Raw genomic sequence first — 23,785 nt, 5'->3', positions numbered from 1 at the left:
GCACGAGATTCGCTCCGTGGCTGCCATATGTTGAGCCAAATACAAATCGATGCAGCACTGCGTGCTATCCAGGGTTCGGTGGATAGCGCGTATGAGAACTTTAACTATTGGATCTATGGACGACTCACTTATAGCAAAGAGGAAATGGAGTTTTTTGTCGAAAAAGCTTTCATTCAGCTCCTTACCCTTTTGGAGCTCCTTGGCCTGAGTCGAACTTACGATCTGTTGCTTCAAAGGTATCAAGAGGCGAAGCAAATAGGTTTTGCAGAGATCAAGCGGGACCCAGAAGACGAGCCGTATCTATTTTGGATGCCAGTCTTACGGACGTTCATCGACTCTATACCGAGTTCGGGCAACGAAAATTCACCACCCGCCGTTCAGAAGGATCTTTCGTCCATTCTGAAAGCAATGCTGTTCCCTATCACAGATGAAAGCCTGTTCGCCACCCGGCCGATGAGCGAAGATGATGTCCATACCAGAATAGAGGGTATTCTCCGTGTAATCTTCCCCGACCTACAGAGAAAACCACGTATTAACAAGCCGATCAAGAGCTTTGAGCCTGATACGGGACTCCCGAGTATCCGAACGCTTATCGAATATAAGTTCGTATCAGACGAAGCTAGCGCAAAACGAGTTGCTGAGGAGATCCTGGCCGACACACGTGGATATATTTCCGCTGAGTGGGACACCTTTTTCTATGTGATTTATGAAACCGTTCGGGTCAAATCTCCGACCGAGTGGGAAAACCTACTGCGGAACTCTGGTGTTGTCGTCAGCACGTCGATAGTTGTGTTACACGGTGTTGAACCCAAGCCCGGTCAGAGCAAACCCGCGGCTCTTTCTCAAGCAATCCTAAACACAGAGTCAAGCGCATGATTCTACAGAGGTTAGCACTGTTCTCCGCAGTGCTTGTGGGTAGTGCACTGCCCGCGGCGGCGCAGGACACCGCGCGCGCGGCTCCCGCGCCCCCGCGGCCCTGGACCTCGCCCGACCCGGTGCTGCGGCGGATCTGGGAGATCGGGATGAGCCAGTCGCAGCTCGAGCCGCTGGCGCAGGCGCTGCTGGACAGCGTGGGGCCGCGGCTCACGGGCTCGCCCGGGCAGGACGACGCGCACCGGTGGGCGGTCGCCCGGTACCAGGGCTGGGGGATTCCCGCGCGCACCGAGCAGTACGGCACCTGGCGCGGCTGGCGGCGCGGCCACACGCACGTGGACCTGGTGCAGCCGCGCGTGCGCACGCTGGAGGCCACCATGCTGGCCTGGAGCCCGGGGACCGGCGGGCGGCCCGTCACGGCGGGCGTCGTGATCCTCCCCGACCTGGCCGACTCCGCCGCCTTCCGCGCCTGGCTCCCGGGCGTGGCCGGCAAGTTCGTGCTCGTCTCCTTCCCCCAGCCCACCTGCCGCCCCGACGACAACTGGGCGAAGTGGGCCACCCCCGCCTCGTTCGAGCGGATGAAGGCCGCGCGGCAGGCCGCCCTCGCCGCGTGGAACCAGCGCGTCCAGAAGACCGGCCTCGCCGCGCGCGACCTGCCCGCCGCGCTGGAGCGGGCCGGCGCCGCGGGCGTGCTCACCCACCTGTGGTCGCAGGGGTGGGGCGTCGACAAGGTGTTCCAGGCGCGCACCGAGCGGGTGCCCAGCCTGGACCTGAGCTGCGAGGACTACGGCCTGGTCTTCCGCCTGGCGCAGAACGGCCAGGACCCCGTGCTCCGGGTCGACGCCGAGTCGCAGGCGCTGGGAGACGTCCCCGCCGTGAACACCATCGCGGAGGTGCGCGGGCGGCGGCTCCCGGGCGAGTACGTGGTGCTCTCCGCGCACTTCGACTCGTGGGACGCCGCCTCGGGGGCCACCGACAACGGCACCGGCACCATCGTGATGATGGAGGCCATGCGCATCCTCCGGCAGGTCTATCCCAACCCCCGGCGCACCATCCTGGCCGGGCACTGGAGCGGCGAGGAGCAGGGGCTGAACGGCTCGCGCGGCTTCGTGGCCGACCACCCGCAGGTGGTGCAGGGCCTGCAAGCGCTCTTCAACCAGGACAACGGCACCGGGCGCATCGCCAACTTCTCGTTCCAGGGCTTCACGCGCCTGGGCCCGACGGTGCGCGGCTGGCTGGCGAAGCTCCCGCCCGAGCTCACCGACAGCCTGCAGATCGCCGACCCCGGCGCGCCGAGCGCGGGCGGCACCGACAACGCCTCGTTCGTGTGCGCGGGGGTGCCGGCGTTCGGGCTGGGGTCGCTGTCGTGGGACTACGGCACCTACACCTGGCATACCAACCGCGACACCTACGACAAGATCTCCTTCGACGACGTGCGGCGGAACGCGGTGATGGTGGCCATGCTGGCGTACCTGGCCAGCGAAGAGCCCGAGCGGCTGCCGCGCGACCGCCTGGCCGAGCTGCCGCCCAACCCGCAGACGGGCCAGCCGCGACAGTGGCCCACCTGCCAGGAGCCCGCCCGCTCCGCCGCGCAGAGCACGCGCTAGGAATCGCTGGAGCAAAGACGTCGAGCCCCTCGCCAAGCGATCCGGCGAGGGGCTCGCTGTTCGTCATCGACCGCAAACAGCAACTGCGGTGTTTGGGCGTGTCCCTCCGCTGCGCTCCGGGCCGGGCTGCGCGCGCGGTAGGGCAGCAAACAACGCTGCCTAACCGCGCCGGGCCACCGCCGCCACATAACCCCCGTGGCGGCGGCGTCTGGCCCTCCGGGCGCGCATCCCTCACGCAAGTCGTTGTCGCGGGATACAGTTCCGTAGGGGCGAGCATGCGAGTCCGTGCGGTTCCTTATCGGCGCCTGACTCCGCCGCTCGCGCACCCGCTGGCATCCTCCGGTCGAGGCATGCCTCGACCCTACGGCACGTGCGTGCAGCCGCGTGAGCCTGCCTGGACGCGCAGAAAAAGCTCCCTCCACCGCGCAGCGGGGGAGGGCGGGGGGAGGGGGCTGCCGGCGGCCGCGCGAGTGCCGGCGAATCGCCCCCTCACCGGCCCGTCGTGTCGCCCGCGGCTCCGCCGCCGGCGGTGTCGCGCTGCTGGAACGACTGGATCAGCGAGTCGACGTTCGGCTGCGCGGCGCGGGCGCTGTCGGTCTGCGGGGCGCCGCCCACCGCGCGCAGCGTCACCAGCGCCACCTCGGGCGGGTGGCCGAAGCGCACGGGGACGAAGCTGTACCCCACCCCGCAGGTGGCGAAGACGGTGCTGCCGCGCAGCCGCCAGATGCGCGTGCGGCCGGGGTCGGGCGTGCCGGGGAGGATGGTGGTGTTGAACCAGGTGAGCCGCGGCGTCCCCGGCACCTCCACCTGCCCGCAGAAGGTGTGGCCCGCCAGCAGCGCCGCGTAGCGGTCGCGCGGGACGCCGATGGCCGCCACCGGCATGTGCGACAGCAGCACCAGCGCCGGGATGCCGCCGTAGATCTCCGCCTGGCGCCACTCGGGGCGGCGCACCACGTACGGCTCCACCCCGCCCACGTACGCCGTGTCGCCGCCGCGGATCACCGGCGTGCGGCTGTTGCGCAGCACCTGCACCCCCGCGCGCTCCAGCTCCGCCACCGTGCGGATCATGTTGCTGTCGGGCTCCTCGGGCTGGTCCAGCATGTCCCGGTCGCCCAGCACCGCGATCGTCCGCCGCCCCTTCAGCGGCGCCAGCACCCGCCCCAGCGCGCCGAAGTCGCCCCCGCGCCCCACGTAGTCGCCCAGCAGCACGATCAGGTCGGGGCGCGACTCCAGCGCCCGGCGCACGGCCGCCGCCGCCACCCGCTCGTTGTCGGCCCACATCCCCAGGTTGAAGTCCGAGAGCGCGGCGATGCGCATCCCGCTCCACCCGGGCGGCAGGTCCACCACCTCGATCTCCACCGGGGTCACGCGCACGTTCTCGGGCGCGGCCACGCCATAGAGCTCGCGCGGGTCCTCCTTCTGGCGCGCGCTGTCCGCCGCCGCGCTCCTGTTCGAAGACGCGTCACGGCCTCCGCACGCGGCGGTGAGGGCGAGCAGCAGGAAGAGGAGCGGGGAGCGCCGGGTGCTCCGCATCGGGGTCGTGGGCTCGGGGTCCAGAGGTCGGGGTTCCACGCGGGACGGCGTCCGCACGCGCAACCCGTGTGCCGGGCCCTGATCTTACGCCGAGAGGGGGAGCGCGTCCACGCGCTCGGGAGGGCAGGTGCTCCGCAGCTCGCCGGGGCGCAGACGGAACCAGCGGGCGAGCAGGAGGATCTCGTCCACCTGGTGGCGGGCCACCAGCGCGCCCTTGGGCTCCGGGCGGCCGAAGTGCTCCTCGCACAGCCGCGAGAGCCGCCGCCGCTCGGCGTGGGTCTGCGGGGCGGGGACCGCCGCGCGCACGGTGCCGCGGCGCACCAGGTACACGCGGTCGTCGCCCGCCGCGCCGGGGACGTGGTAGAGGAAGGTGAGGCCGTCCAGCGCCTCGCGCAGCTGGCTGAACTCGTCACGCAGCCGCTCCAGGCGGGCCAGCCGGTCGCGCAGCGAGGCCGCGTACTCGAACTCCCAGCGCTCGGCGGCCGCCTGCATCCGCTCCGCCAGCCAGCGCAGCGGCTCGTCGGCGCCGCCCTCCAGGAAGGCGCGCGCCAGCTCCACCCGGCGGCGGTACTGGTCCTGGCTGCAGCGCGCCGCGCACGGGCCCAGGCACAGCCGGAGCTCGAAGCGGTGGCAGCGCGGCGTGTGCTCCACCGAGAAGAGGTCGGCCTGGTCGGCGAAGCGCATCGGGGTGGAGAGCGAGCAGTCGCGCAGCCCCAGCAGGTCGTTCAGCTCGCGCACGGCGTCCACCACCCGCCGCCCGCCGCGGAAGGGGCCGTAGTAGCTGGCCGCGTCGTCGGAGACGGCGTGCACCACGAAGAGGCGCGGCGCCGCCCCGCCGGTGAACTTCAGGAACGACCAGCGGCCGTCGCGCTTGTGCTGCACGTTCAGCCGCGGGCGGAAGCGCTTGATCAGCTCCAGCTCGCGCAGCAGCGCCGCGAACTCGCTGGGCTGGTACTCCCACTCCAGCCCGCGCGCCTCGCTCAGGATGCGGTGCCCCTTGTCGCCCCGCCTGGCCCGGAAGTACGAGAGCAGCCGCGTGCGCAGCGACTTCGACTTCCCCACGTACACCACGATCCCGTCCGGCCCCAGCATGCGGTAGACGCCGGGGAGGTTCTTCGCGTCGCCGATGGACGCGCGGAGCGGGTGCGGGGAGGAGCGCGGCGGCACGTTGGGGACAGGCGCGGAATGAAGAAAAACCGAACAGGAGGGCAAAGTAGCGCGGGCCCGGCCGTCGCGAAAGGGAGTTCTGCGGCGCCCCGTCCGCTGGTCCGGGTTATGCAGCACGTCTCAGATACAAAAAGTCTGCAAAAGGTGATACCTGGGGTGCATCCTGAATCGCGCCTCAAATGCCTGATGCAGGAAATGTCCAGTAATGCCGCCCTGTTTGCCAACGAATGTGGAGGAGATGAATTAAACTCGTTAAATCTGTTAGGTCGCAAAAAGGACGTTTAGAGTCGGGCAGCGCGTTCGTTGAAAGAGGCGGGGCCGCGCAAGTTGGAGCAATGGCTTTCACCACTCTCCCAACCTGCGAGGCCCCGATGAGACTGCTCCGCGTGATCCTGGCCGTCCTGGCCCTCGGCACCGCCGTCGCTGCGTGTGGCTCCAGCTCCATCACCGGCCCCGACCAGCCCACAGCGCGCCACGAACAGCAGATGGGCGCGGGCGACGGCTGACCGTCGGGGAACGAGGGCGTGGCGTCAGCCCACGCCCTCGAACACCTGAAGCGAGCGGACGAACTCGCCCGGCAGCGACTCGGCGGCGGCGTCCTCCGCGGCCGACGCCGCGGCCGTCCGGCTCTCGGCGAGGCGGTGGTGGCGGGCGGAGTCGAGCACCGCCTCGGCCGTGAGCCGCACCTTCCCCTGGTTGCGCCGGGTGGCGAGGTCCAGCGCGGTCTGCGCCGCGCGCTCCGCCCGGTCCCACAGGCCGAGGCTGGCGGCCCCGTGCGCCAGGTCCAGGAACGCGCCAGACGCCATCTCCTCCGCCGCACCGCCCTGGTGGAGGTCCCAGACGTCGTCCCACGCCTGCTGGAAGCGGTCCCTGCGCCCCAGCCCGCCCGCCGCCCGGGCGAGGCCTCCGACGACCGCCAGGCGCTCGGCGGGGGTCTGGAAGATGGAGACGAGGCGCTCCAGCACCGGCAGGGCGCGGTCGAACCGGCCCAGCGTGTTCCAGAGATCGGCGACGTCTTGTGCCAGGCGCGGCAGGTGCGGGTCGGTGGGGCCGTACGCCTCCAGGGCGGCGCGCGCCCGCTCGTGGGCTTCCGACGTCTTCCCCGTCTCGACGGCGATGCTGAACAGGTTGTGCTGCGCGCTCCCCTCCAGGTGGTGCAGCGTGTTGCGGCTGGCCACCTTGAGCGCGCGCTCGTGGAAGCGCCTGGCCGCCGGGTAGTTGCCGCGCTCCATGTACAGGGTGCCCAGCCCCAGGAAGGCGCGGGCGTAGGTGGGCCAGTCGCCCACCTGGCGGGCCAGCGCGATGGTGCGCCGGTACCAGCTCTCGGCGCGCGCGTGCTCGGCGCGGCGGCGGGCCAGGCGGCCCACGGCGAACGCCGCCGCGGGGTCGGCCGGGGTCACGATCGCCGCGGCCTGCGCGAAGGCCAGCGCCGTGGCCAGCATCGCGCGCTCGTCGGCCCACGCGGCCACCTGGCGGCAGGCGAGCGCCACGTTCTCCTCGCGCGCCGCGTCGGGGCTGCCCACCATGTGGGCCACCGCCTTGAGCGGCTCCTCCACCTCGGGCGGGATCCCGGCGGCCAGCAGGGCGGCCAGCCGCGCCCGCTCCGCGCCCGGCGCGAAGAGAGCGCCCCGGGCGTCCGGCGCGGCCTGCCCCCAGAGGAGGGCGTCGCGCAGCGTCTGCCAGAGGACCAGCCCCTGCTCGCCCGGGATCTCGTCGAGCACGCCCAGGCCCTCGAACACGTCGTCGCCGTGCGTGAGCGCGGGGGGCACCCGCCACCTCCGTTGCGTCTTGCGGGGTGGCGCCTTGAACTTGCGTTGTCTCATGGTTCGGCTGGGAAGGAGCGTGGCGGGGGAGTTAGAACGTTCCGGAAACCATGACCTCGGAGGCTCAAGATAACGCGTGTTCGCGAAAGCGCCAGATTTTAGACGAAATGCAAGCCGGAGATGGCCGCCTCAGTGCTGGCAGCCTTCGCAGAAGAAGGTGGAGCGGCCGCCCTGCACGATGCGGCCGACGGGCCGTCCGCACTGCGTGCACGGCTCGCCCTCGCGGTCGTAGACGCGCAGCCGCGCCACGAAGCCGCCCGGCTCGCCGCTCGAGTCGCGGTAGTCCAGCAGGGTGGTGCCGCGGAACTCGATCGACTCCGTAAGTACGTCGCGCACGGCGCCCCGGATGCGTGCGCACTCGTCCGGAGCGAGCGTGTTCGCCGGGCGACGCGGGTCGACCTTCGCGCGGAAGAGCGCCTCGCTCGCGTAGATGTTGCCGACGCCCACCACGCGGGCCTGGTCCATCAGCCAGGTCTTGATCGCCACGCGCGAGCGGCCGGCGGCCTCGCACAGCCACTGGGCGGTGAACTGGTCCGAGAGCGGCTCGACGCCGAGGGCGGCCTCCCAGGCGCGCCACTCCGCTTCCGTCATCCGCCAGAGCCGGCCGAAGCGGCGCACGTCGTGGTAGCGCAGCTCGCGCTTTCTGTCCAGCTCGATCCGCACGCCCAGGTGCGGGGGCGCCTCGTCGTCCGCGCGGGTGACGAGGAGGCGGCCGGTCATCCCCAGGTTCACCAGCAGGTAGCCGTCGCCCACGTCGATCACGGTGTTCTTGGCGCGCCGGGCGACGCTCCGGATCCGCTTCCCCTCCAGCGCCTTCGCGAACTGCTCGGGAGACTCGCCCTCGACCAGGTCGGGGCGCAGCACCTCGACGCGGCGGATCCTGGCGCCCGGGAGCGCCTTCGCCAGGCCGCGGACGATGGTCTCGACCTCGGGGAGCTCAGGCACGCGCGGCCTCCGCGCGCTCGAGCTCGCGCCAGCCGATGTCGCGGCGGAAATGGCGCCCCGCGAACTCGATGCGCCCGGCGGCGCGGCGGCTCTTCTCGGCCGCTTCGGCGACGGTGGGCGCCAGGGCGGTGACGGCGAGCACGCGGCCGCCGGAGGTCACCAGCCGGCCGCCCTCGCCCTCGCGGGTGCCCTCGGTGGTGCCGGCGTGGAAGACGATCACGTCGCCCTGCGACTCCAGGTCGGGGGGGATGCGGACCGGGTGGCCGCTCTCGTAGCCGCCGGGGTAGCCGGCGGAGGCCAGGACGGTGGTGGCGGCCGCGCCGCCCTCCCAGTCGAGCGTGAGCCCCTCGATGCTCCCGCCGCGGGCGATCGCGTCGAGCGGCTCCAGGAGCGAGGAGCGCAGCAGGGGGAGCACCACCTGCGTCTCGGGGTCGCCGAAGCGGCAGTTGAACTCCACCACGCGCGGGCCCGTCCCGGTGAGCATGAGCCCGGCGTAGAGGAGGCCGCGGAAGGGGCGGTGCTCCTTCGCCAGCGCGGCGACGGTGGGCTCCAGGATCTCGCCCTGCACGCGCGCCATCAGCTCGGGGGTGGCGATGGAGACGGGGGCGTAGGCGCCCATCCCGCCGGTGTTGGGCCCGGTCTCGCCCTCGCCGACGCGCTTGTGGTCCTGGGCCGCGAGCATCGGCACCACGTGCTTCCCGTCGGTGAGCGCGAAGACGGAGAGCTCCTCGCCCGTCATCCGCTCCTCGACCACCACCTCGCGCCCGGCGCCGCCGAACGCGGTGCCGGCCAGCATCTCGCGCACGGCCGCGAGCGCCTCCTCCGTGGAGTCGGCGACGACGACGCCCTTGCCGGCGGCCAGCCCCGACGCCTTCACCACCACCGGGCCGGCGGCGCCAAGGACGTACGCCTCGGCGGCGGGCAGCTCGGAGAAGGCCCCGAAGGCGGCGGTGGGGATGCCGTGGCGCTGCATGAGCCCCTTGGCGAACGCCTTGGAGCTCTCGATCTCGGCGGCGGCGCGGGTGGGCCCGAAGGCGCAGAGCCCGTGCGCGGAGAAGTGGTCGACGATCCCCTCCGCCAGCGGAACTTCGGGGCCGACGACGGTGAGATCGATGTCGTTCTGGTCGACCCAGCCGGCGAGCGCCTGGATCTCGTCCGGGGCGAGGGGGACGGAGGTGGCGCCCCGCATCCCCCCGTTCGCCTTCGTGACGAAGAACTCCGCCTCCGGCGCGTCGCGCCGGAGCTTCCACAGGAGCGCGTGCTCGCGCCCGCCGTTGCCAACGATCAGGATCTTCACTTGCCAGCCGTGGCCGTCGTTCGGGGGATTGACCGTCCGGCGGGAACTTCCTCGCTCGGGTGGGCTGGCGCAAGGGTGCACCCAGGAGGACTCGACCACCCAATCCGGATGCGGCGTCTTCGAGCCGTCTGGGCCTGTCACATGCGAAGTGGGCGTGTCTCCGGTGGCGGCTTTCGCGCGGTCGGGGACTTGCCTCTTGCGCAGTCTCGAGTGATCGTCCAGTTTCTCACGAAATCAGTTGCGGTTCCTGTTGTGTCTGAAATGTCCACCCCTCCCCTTGTCCATTCCACATGACGGCTCCGCTCCTGCTGTACTCGACGAACACCTGGATTGCGTACGCGGTCGCGGAGCGGTTTTACGGGGGCATCCACTATGCGTGGTGCAGTCCGGTCTACGACGGAGTGCGGGCCGCGGCGCACGTGAACATCCCGCCCACGGCGAGCCCGGCGGAGATCTATCGGATTCTGCTGGAGGAGTCACGGCGTGGCGAGCAGCACAGCACGATAACCGAGCGGAACCGGGCGGGGATCAAGCGTGGCGCGGAAGAGAAGCGCGAGCGCGGGATCATCACCGAAGCGGTGGAAGAGGAGATCTACGAGATGATCGAGAAATCGGGCATCGCTGATTCCAGGCCCGTGCTGTTCATCATCCCGTTCCAGAAGGTGCGAGAGATCGCCATGGAGGTGCCGGTGCGAGAGCGTGCGCATCCGTTTTCGATCGAATACCGGATCGAGGCGCTGCCGCGCGACTGTTTCGACATGATCGAGCTGAGGAGCTGACGATGCTGGAGACTCTCTACTCCGTGCCCAGATCGATCCTCGTGGAGGTGGTCTACCAGGTCGGCCTCCGCCTGTACGTCCGGGCCCGCTTTCCCCTGACGGGCGAGGCTGAAGAGATCGCCGAGGCGGCCGCCAACCCGAAGGCGATCGACCTGGAGACGGCTTCGGTCGAAGAGGTGGTGACCGGCCTGCTGGGTGAGATCCAGCGGGCGGAAGCGAAGCCCCTCGCGGAGCTCTCGGACGAGGAGGCGGGGAAGTACATCGTCAGGATGAACGAGATCGTGAACGAGCGGACCGAGCCCGCCACCCCGGAACAGATCAGGCGCGCGGAGGCGACGCTCGAAGAGATGCGGAGGGACTACGGCGGATACTCTCGCAAGGTCGCCTGACGCGCCTGTTCATCAGCACGGCGTCCCCGACGGAGGGAAGGCCCCGTGGCTCAGGGGAGCCACGGGGCCATGTTTGCTGGTCCCAGGTTTACGTCTCCCGGCGTCGCGCCGGAGCTTCCACAGGAGCGCGACCCGCCGTTGCCTACGATGAGGATCTTCACCGCTTCACGATCAGAGGTCGTTCGAGGTCGTCGGGGAGCGCCGTCAGCGTGAGCCGGCCGGTTCGTTCGTGGCGGCGGGCTTCGGCGGGAAGCGCGCCCACGGCTCGAAGCGGGTGACCTCCACGATGGCGCCGCTCCACATCCCCAGGTGCCCGTGGTTCGCCGCGTCGAACCGGCCCTCCACCAGCATGTACCGCGGCTGGAAGTCCTGTCGCAGCACGTTCTCCGGCGGCTCAATCCACAATCCGTTGCGAGAGATCGAGTGCTCCCAGTCCTCGCGGGAGACGTAGATGCCGTTGCCTTCGAACTCGAGCCTCACGAAGCCGATCACCCGCACCCGCCTGCCGTCGAACTCCTCGGGGCGCGCGATCAGCTCGATGAGCGAGACGCCGTACAGGGTGCACCGGTCCTGCGCGTCCACCTCCTCGCATCGCGAGTCGCGGAGCCGCGCCTGCTCGCGTCCGGCCGGATCGGCGGGTCTCGGCGCTTCCCGCGAGCAGGCGAGCGCCGGGAGGAGCAGGAGGCAGGCGAGGCGCCCGAGCGGCGGGCCGCCCATGCGTCTCAAACCTGCGCCAGCGCCTGCTCCAGGTCGGCGATGAGGTCGTCGGCGTCCTCGATGCCGCAGGAGAGGCGCACGATGCCGTCGGAGAGGCCCATCGCCTGGCGGCGGTCGACGGGGACGGAGGCGTGCGTCATCATCACCGGGTGGCCGATCAGGCTCTCCACCCCGCCCAGCGACTCGGCCAGCGAGAAGATGCGCGTGGCGTTCACCACCTTCTTCGCGTTCTCCAGCGAGCCGGTCTCGATGGTGATCATCCCCGTGAAGCCCTTCATCTGCCGCGCGGCCAGCTCGTGCTGCGGGTGCGAGTGGAGGCCGGGGTAGTAGACGCGCTGGATCTTCGGGTGCTCGGAGAGCCACGCGGCGATGAGCGCGCCGTTGGCGTTGTGCATGGCCATGCGCACGTGCAGCGTCTTGGTGCCGCGCAGCGCCAGCCAGCAGTCGAACGGCCCCGGGACGGCGCCGGCGGCGTTCTGCAGGAAGCGCAGCCGCTCGTGCAGCTCGTCATCCGACGTGATCAGCAGCCCGCCCACCATGTCGGAGTGGCCGTTCAGGTACTTGGTGGTGGAGTGCATCACCAGGTCGGCGCCGAGCCCCAGCGGCTGCTGGTTGTACGGCGACGCGAAGGTGTTGTCGACGGAGAGCCACGCCCCAGCCGCGTGCGCGATCTCGGCGGCCGCCGCGATGTCGGTGAGGCGCATCATCGGGTTGGTGGGCGTCTCTACATGGACGAGCTTCGTGGTCGGGCGGAGCGCCGCGCGGATCTCGTCCAGGCTGGAGCTGTCGACGAAGGTGAACTCGATGCCCAGGCGCGAGATCACCCGGTCGAAGAGCCGGTAGGTGCCGCCGTAGACATTCTCGCCGCACACCACGTGGTCGCCGGCCGAGAGCAGCTTGATCATGGTGTCGGTGGCGGCCAGCCCCGACGCGAACGCCAGCCCGTGCTTCCCCCCCTCCAGCGACGCCACGTTCCCCTCCAGCGCCTCGCGCGTGGGGTTCTGCGTGCGGGCGTACTCGTAGCCGCCCTGGGGCCTGCCCAGCTCGGCCTGCACGTAGGTGGAGGTCTGGTAGATCGGCGTCATGATGGCGCCGGTGGTGGGGTCGGGCCGCTGCCCCGCGTGGATGGCGCGGGTGCCGAAGCCGGCGGACTGCAGGTCGCTTCTATGGTCGGGCAGCATCGGTCTTCCGGTTCGGGATCAGGGGGAGCAGGGGGCGGAAGATAGGGCGGGGAGGGGGAAAGTGCGAGGGGATGGGAGGTGGGGTCGGGAAGGCTTCGAACAGGGGCGGCTGAAGCCGCGGCAACAACCGCAGAAAGCCTCGCAAACCCCGCGAGGCTCCAACTGCTCCGGACGACACCGCCGCCGTTCTGACGGGTTTCGGGAGGATCTAGCGCGCCGCCAGCAGCTCCAGCAGCAGCCTCGCGGCGAGCTTCGCCGTGCGCGCGTCGTGGTCGTGGGGCGGGGAGAGCTCCATCAGGTCGGCGGCGACGAGCTTGGGGTGGGTGGCGATGGTCTGCACCAGCTCGACCACTTCGCGCGCGGTGAGGCCGCCGATGCCGGAGGCGCTCACGCCCGGGGCGAACGCGGCGTCCACGGCGTCGAGGTCGATGCTCAGGTAGAGCGCGTCGGCGTCGCGGGCGGCGGCGTAGAGGGCGGCCTTCGCGCTCGCCACCGCGCCCTGCTTGGCAACCTCGTCGAGGGGGATCAGCTTGACGCCCTGCGCCTCGGCCCACTCCAGGTAGTGGCGCGAGTTGGCGAAGCGGCGCAGGCCGATCATCGCCACGCGGCCGCCAGCGAGCACGCTCGTCTCCAGCGCGCGGCGGAAGGGGGTGCCGCTGGAGAGCGAGGCATCGTCGTCGTACTCGCGGACGTCCAGGTGCGCGTCGATGGTGACCAGGCCGAGCTTCAGCTCCGGCCGCGCGGCCGCCAGCCCGCGGATCACCGAGCCGGTGCAGCCGTGGTCGCCGCCCAGGAAGACCGGCCTGGCGCCGGCGGCGAAGACCGCGCGGGCGGCTTTCTCCATGAGCCGGTGCGCGGTGGCGCCGTTCATCGCCGGCAGCGCCACGTCGCCCAGGTCGGCCACGGGCTCGATCTCCCGCTCCCCATCGTACGTGCCGAACGCGGCCAGCGCCTCGCGGACGGCGCGCGGGCCGAAGCGGGCGCCCGGGCGCGGGGCGCCGCCGTCGTATGGGAGGCCCACGACCACGGCGCGGCCCTCCAGCGGCTCGCCGTCCGCGTACGGGCGCAGCAGCGCGGGGGCGCGCGGATCGCGCGGGTCGAACGCGGGGCGGAGGCCGGCGAGCGGGTCGGACACGGCGGGTCGGCGGACGGGTTTTCCGGGTTGCACGGGACCGGGGCGGCGCTAAGTTACGCGGTCCGCGGGCGGAGGGGCCAGTGCGGGGGCGGGATTCGGCGCGGGCGGGCGGGCCCGGCTCGCTGGCGGAGTAGATTCCTCGGTCGGCCCCGGGCGGTGGTGTGGAGGAAGGCTCGGTGCGGGGCCTCCCTCGGAATGACAGCGCGTGGGGTGAATGGCTCCGTCGCCCCCAAGGCATTCGTTCGAGAGACCAGAGACAGGTAGATGCGGATTCTGACGGGGATCCAGCCTTCGGGCGCGTTCCACATCGGCAACTACTTCGGGGCGATTCGGCCGCTGGTGCAGCTGCAGGAGCGCGGGCAGGTGTTCGCGATCATCGTGGACCTGCACGCGCTCACCACGCTGCAGGACGCGGACGCGCTGCGCGCCAACATCCGCAACGGGGCGGTGGACTGGCTGGCGTGCGGGCTCGACCCCGAGCGCAGCGTGTTCTTCCGGCAGAGCGACCTGCCGGAGCACACCGAGCTGATGTGGATCCTGACCACCGTCACCCCGACGGGGCTGCTGGAGCGCGCGCACGCCTACAAGGACAAGGTGGCGCAGGGGCTCTCGGCCAGCGCCGGCCTCTTCACCTACCCCGTCCTGCAGGCGGCCGACATCCTCCTCTACGACGCGGACGTGGTGCCCGTGGGGAAGGACCAGAAGCAGCACCTGGAGATCGCCCGCGACATCGCCGTGAAGATGAACGAGGCGTACGGCGGCGGCCAGGAGCTGCTCAAGCTGCCGGAGCCGGAGATCGCCGAGGAGGTGGCGGTGGTTCCCGGGCTCGACGGGCGCAAGATGAGCAAGAGCTACGGCAACGCCATCGAGATCTTCGGCGACGAGAAGACGACGCGGAAGCGCATCATGTCGATCGTCACCGACTCGACGCCGCTGGAGGCGCCGAAGGACCCCGAGGGCTCCAACATCATCGCCCTCTACAAGCTGGTGGCCTCGCCGGAGGAGGTGCGGCGGATGGAGGACGAGCACCGCGCGGGCGGCGTGGGCTACGGCGAGTTCAAGAAGCGGCTGTTCGAGGCGCTGTGGGACTACTTCGCCCCGATGCGCGCCCGCCGCGAGGAGATCCTGGCGCGGCCCGGCTACGTGGACGAGGTGCTGGCCGACGGCGCCGCCCGAGCCCGCGAGATCGCCGGCCCGACGATGGAGCGGGTGAAGCGGGCGGTGGGGTTGATGTGAGAAAAAGTGCGAAAGTGCTGAGTGCGAAAGTGCGAAAGTAGAACTCCGCGAGGGACGAGGCTGCCGTGCACGGAGGCCGATCACTTTCGCACTCTCGCACTTTCGCACTCTCGCACTTGCGGTCCGGTATGCTATCTGCTGTCCGGCGGAGCGAACCCGAGAGGAAGGGAAGGGGAGATGCCCGAGGAACGCGTGCCCAAGCCCGACGAGGCCCACGACTCCGGCAGCGACGCCGGGCCCGCCCAGTTCAAGACGGCCACCGACCAGCTCCGCCGCAACCCCGCGGGCGAGGCGGAGCGCGGCCGCGGACCGGTGGACTCGCTGCTCACGCTGGTCTGCGAGAACTGCGGCAAGGACTACTTCTTCGACGACGAGCCGCCGCCGCCCGGGATGAAGTGCGAGAAGTGCGGCGGCACCGTCTTCCGCTCGTTCTACGATACCGTGGGCGACGAGGTCACCGACGACTTCCGCGACTCCACCGAGCGCGATCTGGACCCCGACGACCCGGAGGGCGACGTGATGCCGGGCGACATCATGGACCTCAACCGGCTCTAGCGCGGATGGCGGACGGACAGGGCGGCCGGGCGCTCTTCACCGGCTCGGGGGTGGCGCTGGTGACGCCCTTCGGCGGGGGCGGGGTGGACGAGGACGCGCTGCGCGATCTGGTGCGCTTCCACCTGCGCGAGGGCAGCGACGCGCTGGTGGCCAACGGCAGCACCGGCGAGGCCACCACCATGTCGCCCGAGGAGCAGCGCCGCGCGGCGGAAGTCGTCGTCGACGAGTGCGCGAAGCAGGTGCCGGTGATCGTGGGCTGCGGCGGGAGCGACACGGCCGCGGTCGTCCGCCTGGCCGAGGGCGCGCGCGCGGCCGGAGCCGACGCGATCCTCGTCTCGCCCCCTCCCTACAACAAGCCGCCGCAGCGCGGGATCGTCGAGCACTACCGGCGGGTGATCGACGCGGCGGACCTGCCGTGCATCGTCTACAACGTCCCCGGCCGCACCGCCTGCAACGTCCTTCCCGAGACGATCGAGGCGCTGGCGGACCAGGACCCGCGCGTGGTGGGCGTCAAGGAGGCCAGCGGCGACATCTCGCAGGTGGCCGAGCTCTGCCGGAGGGTGGCCGACCGCGTGGCCGTCTACAGCGGCAACGACGACCAGGTGGTGCCGCTGCTGGCGCTGGGCGGGCTGGGCGTCATCTCCGTGCTCGCCAACGTGGCGCCGGCGCCGACCTCGCGGATGGTGCACGCGTTCCTGGAGGGCGACGTGGCCGAGTCGCGCCGGCTCCAGCTCCGGTACCTGCCGCTGGTCGCCGCGCTCTTCCGCGAGCCGAACCCGATCCCCGTGAAGGCCGCCGTGGCGATGCTGGGCTTCCGCACGGGGCCGCTGCGGCTGCCGCTGGTCGAAGCCTCCGACGCGGTGAAGAAGGAGCTGCGCGAGGCGATGCGCGCGGTGGGGATCGACCTGGGGGAGTCGTGAGATGGCGGAGCCGGTCCGCATCGTCCTGAGCGGCGCCACCGGGCGGATGGGGCAGACGCTGGCGCGGATGATCCACGAAGACGCCGGCCTGGAGCTGCTGGGCGGGATCGGGAAGATGCCCGAGCCCGCCTGCGACGTCGGCTGCCCGGTGGTGGAGACGCCCGAGACGGCGGGCGCCTGGCTCCGCGAAGCGGACGTGCTGGTCGACTTCTCCGCCCCCGCGCTGATCCGCCGCATCCTGGAGATGCACGGCGGCTCGCTGGACGGCACGGCCGTCGTGGTGGGGACCACGGGGCTGATGCCGGAGGAGACGACGCTGCTGAAGCGGGCGGCGGAGCGCGCGCCGGTGCTGCAGGCGGCCAACTTCAGCGTGGGCGTGAACCTGCTGCTCGACCTGGCCGAGCGCGCCGCCGCGGTGCTGGGCGACGACTACGACGTGGAGATCGTGGAGGCGCACCACCGCCGCAAGGCCGACGCGCCGAGCGGGACGGCGCTGGCGCTCGGACAGGCGGCGGCGCGCGGGCGGGGCGTGGACCTCGACTCGGTGCGGATCGACGGGCGCAGCGGCCGCCCCGGCGAGCGCCCGCGCGGGCAGGTGGGCTTCCACGCGGTGCGCGGCGGCGACATCGTGGGCGAGCACCGCGTGATGCTGATCGGCGACCGCGAGCGCATCGAGCTGGCCCACCTGGCGCAGGACCGCGCGCTCTTCGCCGAGGGCGCGTTGCGCGCGGCGAAGTGGATCGCCGGGAAGCCCGCGGGGACGTACACCATGCGCGACGTGCTGGGGCTGTGAGGAGGCGAGATCGATCAAAGCCGTGACATCCGGACTCCTGCCGCCCAGCCATTCCTTCCGATCCGCTGGACCTGCCGGGCACAATTCGATGGGAGCGCAAGGTGAGCTTCATCTCGAGGCTGTTCGGGCGACGCGAGGCGCCACCGGCGGAGCCCGACGAGGAGCTGGTCCCAGTGCCCATTCCGCCGCTCGGCGTCCTGCTGCTGGAGCTGGAGAAGCAGAAAGGATCGCCGCTCACCGAGGCCGAGGTGCTGGACGCGAGGGACAACTGCGTGTGCATGATGATGCGCGTGTCGGACCAGCGCGGCCTCGAGGAGAAGCGCGGCTTCCGCGACATCGACCCGGAAAACTGCTGGGCGGAATGGCTGGCGTTCCGGGCAGAAGTGGACGCCGGGCCTTCCGACGTGCCGGATCGGGCCTGACCGCTGCCCGGGTTCGATGAGAGGGTGCCTGGTGGCGTCCTCTTCGCGTTCGCGGTCCGGGCGGTTCTTGCACGGGACCGGTCGGGCGTCGCAGATTCGACGCGGTTCCGTGACCTTCTCCGATCCGCCTCTCCAGTGACCGAATTCCTCATCGGCCTCGGCATCCCCGCGTCGGTGGTGGCGGCGCTCCGGCTCGCGACGCTGGGGCGGCTGCTGCTGGCGTCCATCCTGGGCGGGATGATCGGGATGGAGCGCGAGCTGTCGGGGAAGCCGGCGGGGCTCAGGACCACGGTGCTGATCTGCGTGGGCGCGACGCTGCTCACGGAGCTGTCGCTCCAGATCGCGGGGCTCGGGATGGAGGGCGGCTTCCGGTCGGACCCGGCGCGGCTCGCGGCGCAGATCGTCCCCGGGATCGGCTTCATCGGCGCCGGGGCGATCCTGCACGGGCGCGGGCGGGTGACGGGGCTCACCACGGCGGCCACGCTGTGGGTGGCCACGGCCATCGGCATCGCGGTGGGCGCCGGCGCCTACGTGGAGGCGATCGGGACCACGCTGCTCGTGCTGGGCACGCTGCTCCTGCTGGCGAGGTTCGAGCGGTGGCTCTCCCGGCACCGCCTGCACCGGCGCTACGTGGCGGCGGTGGGGAGGCACGGCTCCGAATTCGAGCAGCTCGAGGAGGCGATCCGCGGCGGGAAGCTCGACATCCGGATCGAGAGCGTGGAGCGCGACGGCGACGCGCTGGAGGTGACGCTGCGCGCCGCCGGCCCCCGCCACGAGCACGACGACCTGCTCCGCCGCCTGGCGAAGGAGCCCGGCGTCCGCCGCGTCCGGCGGGGGTGACGCCGAAGAGGGTGTTTCTGCAAGACCCTCAACGCTGTCATCCTGAGGAGCCGCCTCGCGGAACTGTCGGAGTGGCGACAACCCGGGCCGCGACAAAGGATCTGCGGGTTGCGTCCGAGCGTGAGGTCGGGTGACGTGCGGCCCCATCCGCAGATCCTCCGGGCGCCCGGACGGTCGTGCGGACGCGGTTTCGGCGCAGGCGCCCTCAGGGTGACACCGTTTGTCGGATGGCGAGGTCCAATCTCTTTGAACGATGATCCGGCCCGCCGCGCGTTCCGCGGCGGGTCGCGCTTTTTGCGGGGTTGTGGGCGCTCCGCGGAGGCGCGATTTTGCGCGCTCGTACCGGATTTTCGCACCCGGAACGCGATTCGCATGGAGAACGCCGGCTTGCGGCGCCGCATCGTCATCAACCTGCGCGAGCGCCGGCCGATCTGGGACATGCCGGAGTGGGCGCTGGAGGAGATCCGCGCCGCCGTGCCGCCCGACTGGGAGTTCGTCGCCATCCCCGAGCCGGCCGACTCGCGTGGCGACGGGGGCGGCGTCGCGCCCGACGTGCTCCGGGCCGTGCGCGGCGCGGAGGTCTACCTGGGCTACGGCATCCCGCGCGAGCTGTTCGAGTCCGCCACGGCGCCGCCCGACGGCCGCCTGCGCTGGGCGCACTCCGGCGCGGCGGGCGTCGGCGGATCGCTGCACGACCTCATGCGCGCCTCCCCCGTGGCGCTCACCAACTCCGCCGGCGTGCACGCCGAGCCGATCGCCGACACTGTGCTGGCGATGGTGCTGCACTTCGCGCGCGGGCTGGACTGGGCCGTGCGCGCGCAGGCGCGCGGGGAGTGGGACCCGTCGCCCTTCCTGGCCGCCGACGCGCCGATCCGCGAGCTGGGCCGGTCCACGCTGGGGATCGTGGGCCTGGGCGGGATCGGCCGGGCGGTGGCGCGGCGGGGCGCGGCGCTGGGGATGCGCGTGGTCGGCACGCGGCGCCGCTCCGCCGAGGGGCCGCAAGGCGTGGAGGTGTGGACGGGCGACGACGCGCTGGAGCGCCTCCTCCCGGTCTGCGACTACCTGGTGCTCGCCGCGCCGATGACGGAGCGGACGCGCGGGATGCTGGGCGAGCGCGAGCTGGCGCGGCTGCCGCGGCACGCGGTGGTGATCAACGTGGGCCGCGGCGGTGTCGTGGACGAAGAGGCGCTGGCCGCGGCGCTCGGGGACGGGCGGCTGCGGGGGGCGGGGCTCGACGTGTTCGCGCGCGAGCCGCTCCCGGCCGGCTCGCCCCTGTGGGGCCTTCCCAACTGCCTGGTGACGCCCCATGTTTCGGGCACCTCCCACGGCTTCTGGCGGCGCGAGACGGACCTCGTGGTCGAGAACCTCCGGCGCTACTTGGCCGGCGCCCCCCTCCTGAACACCGTCGACAAAAAAGCGGGATACTAGACCGTGAGCACAGCCCTTCAGGAAACGCCCCCGGCGCGCGCGCCGGACCTCCGGGAGTCGGTCGAGAACATCATCAAGGCGGCCGTGCAGCGCGGCGCCAGCGACCTGCACATCAAGAGCGGCGACGTGTTCCGCGCCCGCATCAACGGGCAGCTCATCCCCTTCACCAAGCAGCGGCTCACTCCCGAGCAGACGCGCGGGATCGCCGAGTTCCTGATCCCGCACGAGCGCGACCGGCGGCGCCTGGACGAGATCACCGACTACGACTGCTCGTGGGGGCTGGCGGGGGTGGGGCGCTTCCGCGTGAACATCCTGCGCCAGCGCGGCAGCTTCATGATCGTGATGCGGGTGATCCCCATCGACATCCCCACCTTCGAGCAGCTGGGGCTGCCGCCGGTGCTGCGCGACATCGCGGCGCAGGAGCGCGGGCTGATCCTGGTGACGGGGGTGACGGGGTCGGGGAAGAGCTCCACGCAGGCGGCCATGATCGGCTACATGAACCAGAACATGCGCCGCCACGTGGTGACGCTGGAGAACCCGATCGAGTTCCTGCACCGCGACGTCAACTGCTCCATCACCCAGCGCGAGATCGGCGTCGACACCGACGACTTCCGGCACGGGCTGCGCGCGGCGCTCCGGCAGGACCCCGACGTGATCCTGATCGGCGAGATGCGCGACACCGAGTCGATCGACATCGCGCTCAAGAGCGCCGAGACGGGGCACCTGGTGATCAGCACCGTGCACACGCGCGACGCGGCGTCGACCATCTCGCGCCTGGTGGCCGTCTTCCCGCCCGAGGAGCAGCAGGTGGTGCGGATGCGCCTGGCCGAGCAGCTGCAGGCGGTGGTCAGCCAGCGGCTGCTCCCGCGCAAGGACGGCAAGGGGCGCGCGCTGGCATCGGAGGTGATGGTGGTGACGGGCACCATCCGCGACTGCATCGCCGACCCGGAGCGCCTGGAGGAGATCCGCGAGCTGATCGCCGAGGGGCGCACCACCTACGGGATGCAGACGTTCGACCAGTGCCTGATGGAGCTGGTGAACCAGGAGGTGGTGGACTACTCGGTGGCCAAGGCCGCCGCCACCAACCCGGGCGACTTCGAGCTGAAGATGAACATGCTCTCCGGGCGCGCGGCGGGCGAGAGCATGACGCAGTCGTACTTCTAGAGTGCGAAGTGCGTTAGTGCGTTAGTGCGGGCCGAGCCTGTCGTCCCGCGGCGATGTCATCCCGAGGGGCGCGGTAGCGACCCGAGGGATCTACTCGACGGTCCCGGAGGGTGGCGAGTCGGACGGATGCCCGCCGGCTTCGATCCACTCGCGGTTCATCCGATCCCCGTACGAAGTGCGAGATGCGGCTCGCTCCCGCGACAAAAAGCGCGGGAGCGGGTCTTGCTTCGTCCGGCGGTACGTGCTTACGTGCTGGCGGTCGAGCGGTCTACGGCGTTCCGGGACTCGTCGAAAGGCGCGGCGGATGGAGTACGCGGTTCTCGTGCTGGCGCAGGTGGCCGGCCTGCTGCTGATCCCCTTGGGGCTGCCGGGGACCTGGCTGCAGGTGGTGGCCCTGGTGGCCTACGGCTGGGCGACGGACTTCGCCACCGTGGGCTGGCCCTCCATCGCGGTGGTGGCCGTGCTGGCGACGGTGGCCGAGGTGCTGGAGTTCATGCTGGGCGGCCGCTTCGCGCAGAAGTACGGCGGGAGCCGGCGCGCCGGGTGGGGCGCCATCTTCGGCGGGCTGATCGGCGCCTTCGTGGGCCTGCCGATCCCGATCCTCGGCAGCGTGGTCGGCGCCTTCCTGGGCGCCTTCGCCGGCGCGGCGGTGCTGGAGATGACCAAGAACCCCGAGTGGCGCCCGGCGATGCGCGTGGGGTGGGGCGCCTTCCTGGGCCGCCTGGCCGCCGTCGCCCTGAAGTCCGGCATCGGCGTGGCCATCGCGGCCATCGCGCTGCTCTCGGCGGCGGTGTGAGGGACGCGTCTCCGGTGCACCGGCAGCCTCACCTCGATCCTCCCTCGACGGAAAGCACATCGTGGCGTTCCTGCTGCTGCTCGATGCGGCACTCCTCGCCTACTCCCTGGTCCTGATCTTCTCCCGGCAGGGCTCCATCTGGACCCCCTTCACCTCCCCGCGCCGGGACGGGAGGGCGGTCCTGGTCGTGTGGTGCCTCTGCTTTCTCCCGCTGACGCTGCTCGCCCTTCGCGGAGAGCGGTCGGGTGCGGAGGGACTCGCCTCGCTGATCGAGCCCTATCCCGGCGGCAGGCAGAGCTGGGTGCCCACCGAGGGGGAGGCCGGGGTGCTCCTGGCGGGCCTGGCGGCGACCCGGGGAGATTCCGCCCAGGCGAATTCGTATCTGCGGAATGCGAAAGCGGCCGCCGCGGATTCCTCGCGCATGCGGGCCTGGATGGCGGAGACCCGGGACTCCGCGTCCGTGGTCCACAGGTTCTACGCGAACGCCGCTCCTCGCTCCGGCTGGAGGGTCGACCCGGAAAAGAGCCAGGGGGTCCTGTGGCTGGAGCGTGGCAGCGAGGTGCTCCTGATCGCGGCTTTCGAGCGCCGGCCGAAGACGGCGATCCACTACCTTTACTGGCCGAAGGGTCTGCGGTGAGCGGCGTCATCCCGCGCGCTTCCCTCGTCTGAAGAGCCCGTGGGCACGAATGCCGTGAGCGCGGTCCGGCAGGAGATCCGCATGATCCACCGCACAACCCCGATCAGGCGTGCGCTCGTGCTGACCGCGACGGGTGCCGTGGTCGTGGCGATCGGGTGCCAGCCCGCCGCCGTCTCGCCGGGGGCGCGGCCGGCCCCCGCCGACCCCGCCGACCCCGCAGGCCTGCCGCCCGGCCTGCGCCCGGGGCCTCACGAGGTGGTGCGCGACGGGGTGCGGCTGTGGTACCGCGTGGCGGGCGAGGCGCCGGCGGGGATGCCTCCCGTCGTCTTCCTGCACGGCGGGCCCGGGCAGGGGAGCGCCCACTTCGACGCGCTGGTGGGCCCGCGGATGGAGCGCTCGCTGCGCATGGTGTACTTCGACCAGCGCGGGAGCGGCCACTCGGACCGCCCGGCGAGCGGCGACTACGCGATCGCCACGCTGGTGGAGGACGTCGAGGCGCTTCGCCGGGCGCTGGGGGTGCCGCGCATCGCGCTCGTCGGGCACTCCTTCGGCGGGCTGCTGGCGCTCGAGTACGCGGCGAAATATCCCGAGCGCGTCTCGCACCTGGTCTTCGCCGCCGGGCTGTGGGACACCCCGTTCCAGTGCCGCCTGCGGCTGCAGCGGCTGGCGGAGATGCGCCCCGCGGCTTACGCCCGTGTGCGCGCCGACACCCTCGAGCGCGACGGCGCGCGGCGCAGCGACTGCGAGCTGGAGTTCCGGGCGTTCGAGAGCGGAGAGGAGCGCGAGGCGTTCAACACCGAGCTGATGTTCCCCGACCCGTCCGTGCCGGCGCGGATGGACAGCGTGAACGCGGCGCGCGGGGTCCGCAACACGGGCGAGATGAGCCGGGCGCTCTTCGCGGCCGGTCTGCTCCGCTACCGCTTCACGGCGTTCGACCGGCTCGCCATGCCGGTGCTGGTGATCGCGGGCGGGCACGACGGCGCCGCGGGCCCGGCGGGGCAGCGCGAGCTCGCCCGCCGGCTGCCGAACGCCCGCTTCGTGGAGTACGAGAACAGCGGCCACTTCGTGTACCTGGACGAGCCCGACCGCTTCGCGCGCGACGTGGCGCGCTTCGTCTCCACGCCGCCTGGCCGGAGGACGGGACGCTGACCTGATACGAGGGGCGACGTTCCGGGTGGGTGGCGGATCTGCAGCGTCAGGGTAGCGCGAGCACCAGCTTGAGACCGGCATCGACGGCGGCCATGAGGCGTGCCGGTACGCGCCCCACGCGCTCCTCGAGAAATTCGCGGTCGAGCGTGACGAGCTGAGACACGTTGGCGACGGAGTCTTTGGGCAGACCTGCCGCCCTGGCGGGGACCAGGACGTTGCCCGGCGCCTCCACGAGACGCAGGTTGCTGGTGAGCACCACGGCCAGCACCGTGGCGATCCGGCTCCGGTTGAAGGCGTCGGACTGAACGATGAGCAGGGGCCGGCGGTAGCCCGGCTCCGAGCCGCGAGGCTCGTCGAGGTCGGCCCACCAGATCTCACCGCGACGGATCTCCACGCGCG

General features: G+C 71.4%; 25 protein-coding genes. 16 read left to right on the top strand and 9 right to left on the bottom strand.

The window, feature by feature from the left end; all coding sequences use genetic code 11:
* The first annotated feature begins 27 nt into the window (after positions 1-27).
* Together VF746_12430 and VF746_12425 are read left to right on the top strand one after the other, a co-directional pair.
* Positions 28-876 (top strand): hypothetical protein, encoded by an 849-nt coding sequence (locus VF746_12430; protein ID HEX8693224.1) that lies wholly within the window; start codon positions 28-30, stop codon positions 874-876.
* Positions 877-911: 35 nt separating this feature from the next.
* Entirely contained in the window at positions 912-2,480 is a 1,569-nt protein-coding gene (locus tag VF746_12425) for a M28 family peptidase (GenBank protein HEX8693223.1), read from the top strand.
* A 489-nt stretch (positions 2,481-2,969) separates the two neighbouring features.
* On the opposite strand, the gene VF746_12420 is transcribed toward VF746_12425, so the two are convergent.
* Together VF746_12420 and VF746_12415 are read right to left on the bottom strand one after the other, a co-directional pair.
* Positions 2,970-4,013 carry a metallophosphoesterase gene (locus tag VF746_12420; protein ID HEX8693222.1) on the bottom strand — a complete coding sequence of 348 codons (1,044 nt, stop codon included), beginning with the start codon at positions 4,011-4,013 and terminating at the stop codon, positions 2,970-2,972.
* Between the two features lie 84 nt (positions 4,014-4,097).
* The gene (locus VF746_12415) at positions 4,098-5,180 is read right to left on the bottom strand and encodes a GIY-YIG nuclease family protein (protein ID HEX8693221.1); all 1,083 of its coding nucleotides are present in this window, start codon (positions 5,178-5,180) and stop codon (positions 4,098-4,100) included.
* Between the two features lie 371 nt (positions 5,181-5,551).
* On the opposite strand from VF746_12415, the gene VF746_12410 reads away from it, so the two are divergent.
* On the top strand, positions 5,552-5,686 hold the full coding sequence (locus VF746_12410) for a hypothetical protein (GenBank protein HEX8693220.1): 135 nt from the start codon (positions 5,552-5,554) through the stop codon (positions 5,684-5,686).
* A 24-nt stretch (positions 5,687-5,710) separates the two neighbouring features.
* Here the strand turns inward: VF746_12410 and VF746_12405 are convergent, their stop codons facing one another.
* The 3 genes from VF746_12405 to purD all read right to left on the bottom strand — a co-directional run bounded on the left by VF746_12405 (position 5,711) and on the right by purD (position 9,245).
* Positions 5,711-6,949 carry a tetratricopeptide repeat protein gene (locus tag VF746_12405; GenBank protein ID HEX8693219.1) on the bottom strand — a complete coding sequence of 413 codons (1,239 nt, stop codon included), beginning with the start codon at positions 6,947-6,949 and terminating at the stop codon, positions 5,711-5,713.
* A 183-nt stretch (positions 6,950-7,132) separates the two neighbouring features.
* Positions 7,133-7,948 (bottom strand): bifunctional DNA-formamidopyrimidine glycosylase/DNA-(apurinic or apyrimidinic site) lyase, encoded by an 816-nt coding sequence (gene mutM, locus VF746_12400; GenBank protein HEX8693218.1) that lies wholly within the window; start codon positions 7,946-7,948, stop codon positions 7,133-7,135.
* Complete coding sequence (gene purD, locus VF746_12395) at positions 7,941-9,245, bottom strand: phosphoribosylamine--glycine ligase (protein HEX8693217.1); 1,305 nt, start codon at positions 9,243-9,245, stop codon at positions 7,941-7,943. Before purD ends, mutM begins: the two co-directional genes overlap by 8 nt.
* Positions 9,246-9,535: 290 nt before the next feature.
* On the opposite strand from purD, the gene VF746_12390 reads away from it, so the two are divergent.
* Both VF746_12390 and VF746_12385 read left to right on the top strand, forming a co-directional pair.
* Complete coding sequence (locus VF746_12390; protein ID HEX8693216.1) at positions 9,536-10,024, top strand: hypothetical protein; 489 nt, start codon at positions 9,536-9,538, stop codon at positions 10,022-10,024.
* A 2-nt stretch (positions 10,025-10,026) separates the two neighbouring features.
* Positions 10,027-10,413 (top strand): hypothetical protein, encoded by a 387-nt coding sequence (locus tag VF746_12385; protein HEX8693215.1) that lies wholly within the window; start codon positions 10,027-10,029, stop codon positions 10,411-10,413.
* Between the two features lie 204 nt (positions 10,414-10,617).
* Here VF746_12385 and VF746_12380 read toward each other — a convergent pair whose 3' ends face one another.
* The 3 genes from VF746_12380 to VF746_12370 all read right to left on the bottom strand — a co-directional run bounded on the left by VF746_12380 (position 10,618) and on the right by VF746_12370 (position 13,446).
* Positions 10,618-11,139 (bottom strand): hypothetical protein, encoded by a 522-nt coding sequence (locus tag VF746_12380; GenBank protein ID HEX8693214.1) that lies wholly within the window; start codon positions 11,137-11,139, stop codon positions 10,618-10,620.
* Positions 11,136-12,311, bottom strand: a complete 1,176-nt coding sequence (locus VF746_12375) for a cystathionine gamma-synthase (GenBank protein HEX8693213.1) — start codon at positions 12,309-12,311, stop codon at positions 11,136-11,138. The genes VF746_12380 and VF746_12375 overlap by 4 nt, the downstream gene beginning before the upstream one ends.
* Before the next feature lie 208 nt (positions 12,312-12,519).
* Positions 12,520-13,446: an arginase family protein gene (locus VF746_12370; protein HEX8693212.1), complete on the bottom strand. Its 927-nt coding sequence runs from the start codon at positions 13,444-13,446 to the stop codon at positions 12,520-12,522.
* A 264-nt stretch (positions 13,447-13,710) separates the two neighbouring features.
* Between VF746_12370 and trpS the strand changes: the two genes are divergently transcribed.
* The 11 genes from trpS (at position 13,711) to VF746_12315 (ending at position 23,386) form a co-directional block, all read left to right on the top strand.
* Positions 13,711-14,682 carry a tryptophan--tRNA ligase gene (trpS, locus tag VF746_12365; GenBank protein ID HEX8693211.1) on the top strand — a complete coding sequence of 324 codons (972 nt, stop codon included), beginning with the start codon at positions 13,711-13,713 and terminating at the stop codon, positions 14,680-14,682.
* Between the two features lie 177 nt (positions 14,683-14,859).
* Positions 14,860-15,237, top strand: coding sequence for a hypothetical protein (locus tag VF746_12360; protein HEX8693210.1), 378 nt, complete (start codon positions 14,860-14,862; stop codon positions 15,235-15,237).
* A 5-nt stretch (positions 15,238-15,242) separates the two neighbouring features.
* Positions 15,243-16,157, top strand: a complete 915-nt coding sequence (dapA, locus tag VF746_12355) for a 4-hydroxy-tetrahydrodipicolinate synthase (GenBank protein ID HEX8693209.1) — start codon at positions 15,243-15,245, stop codon at positions 16,155-16,157.
* Position 16,158: 1 nt separating this feature from the next.
* On the top strand, positions 16,159-16,950 hold the full coding sequence (gene dapB, locus VF746_12350; protein HEX8693208.1) for a 4-hydroxy-tetrahydrodipicolinate reductase: 792 nt from the start codon (positions 16,159-16,161) through the stop codon (positions 16,948-16,950).
* A 101-nt stretch (positions 16,951-17,051) separates the two neighbouring features.
* Positions 17,052-17,372, top strand: a complete 321-nt coding sequence (locus VF746_12345) for a hypothetical protein (protein ID HEX8693207.1) — start codon at positions 17,052-17,054, stop codon at positions 17,370-17,372.
* A gap of 135 nt (positions 17,373-17,507) precedes the next feature.
* A complete protein-coding gene (locus tag VF746_12340; GenBank protein HEX8693206.1) occupies positions 17,508-18,212 on the top strand; it encodes an MgtC/SapB family protein in 705 nt (234 codons plus the stop codon).
* Positions 18,213-18,584: 372 nt separating this feature from the next.
* On the top strand, positions 18,585-19,640 hold the full coding sequence (locus tag VF746_12335; GenBank protein HEX8693205.1) for a D-2-hydroxyacid dehydrogenase: 1,056 nt from the start codon (positions 18,585-18,587) through the stop codon (positions 19,638-19,640).
* Positions 19,641-19,643: 3 nt separating this feature from the next.
* Positions 19,644-20,804 carry a PilT/PilU family type 4a pilus ATPase gene (locus tag VF746_12330; protein HEX8693204.1) on the top strand — a complete coding sequence of 387 codons (1,161 nt, stop codon included), beginning with the start codon at positions 19,644-19,646 and terminating at the stop codon, positions 20,802-20,804.
* A 304-nt stretch (positions 20,805-21,108) separates the two neighbouring features.
* Positions 21,109-21,600: a DUF456 domain-containing protein gene (locus tag VF746_12325; GenBank protein HEX8693203.1), complete on the top strand. Its 492-nt coding sequence runs from the start codon at positions 21,109-21,111 to the stop codon at positions 21,598-21,600.
* A gap of 61 nt (positions 21,601-21,661) precedes the next feature.
* Positions 21,662-22,237: a hypothetical protein gene (locus VF746_12320; GenBank protein HEX8693202.1), complete on the top strand. Its 576-nt coding sequence runs from the start codon at positions 21,662-21,664 to the stop codon at positions 22,235-22,237.
* Between the two features lie 81 nt (positions 22,238-22,318).
* Positions 22,319-23,386: an alpha/beta hydrolase gene (locus tag VF746_12315; protein ID HEX8693201.1), complete on the top strand. Its 1,068-nt coding sequence runs from the start codon at positions 22,319-22,321 to the stop codon at positions 23,384-23,386.
* 46 nt (positions 23,387-23,432) lie between these two features.
* Here the strand turns inward: VF746_12315 and VF746_12310 are convergent, their stop codons facing one another.
* Positions 23,433-23,780, bottom strand: coding sequence for a type II toxin-antitoxin system PemK/MazF family toxin (locus VF746_12310; protein ID HEX8693200.1), 348 nt, complete (start codon positions 23,778-23,780; stop codon positions 23,433-23,435).
* Positions 23,781-23,785 lie beyond the last annotated feature (5 nt).

It is taken from the genome of Longimicrobium sp. (assembly GCA_036389795.1).
In the GTDB taxonomy this organism is placed as follows: domain Bacteria; phylum Gemmatimonadota; class Gemmatimonadetes; order Longimicrobiales; family Longimicrobiaceae; genus Longimicrobium.
The sequence above is the reverse complement of the archived record's forward strand: the minus strand, read 5'-3'. Positions and strand labels throughout refer to the sequence as shown.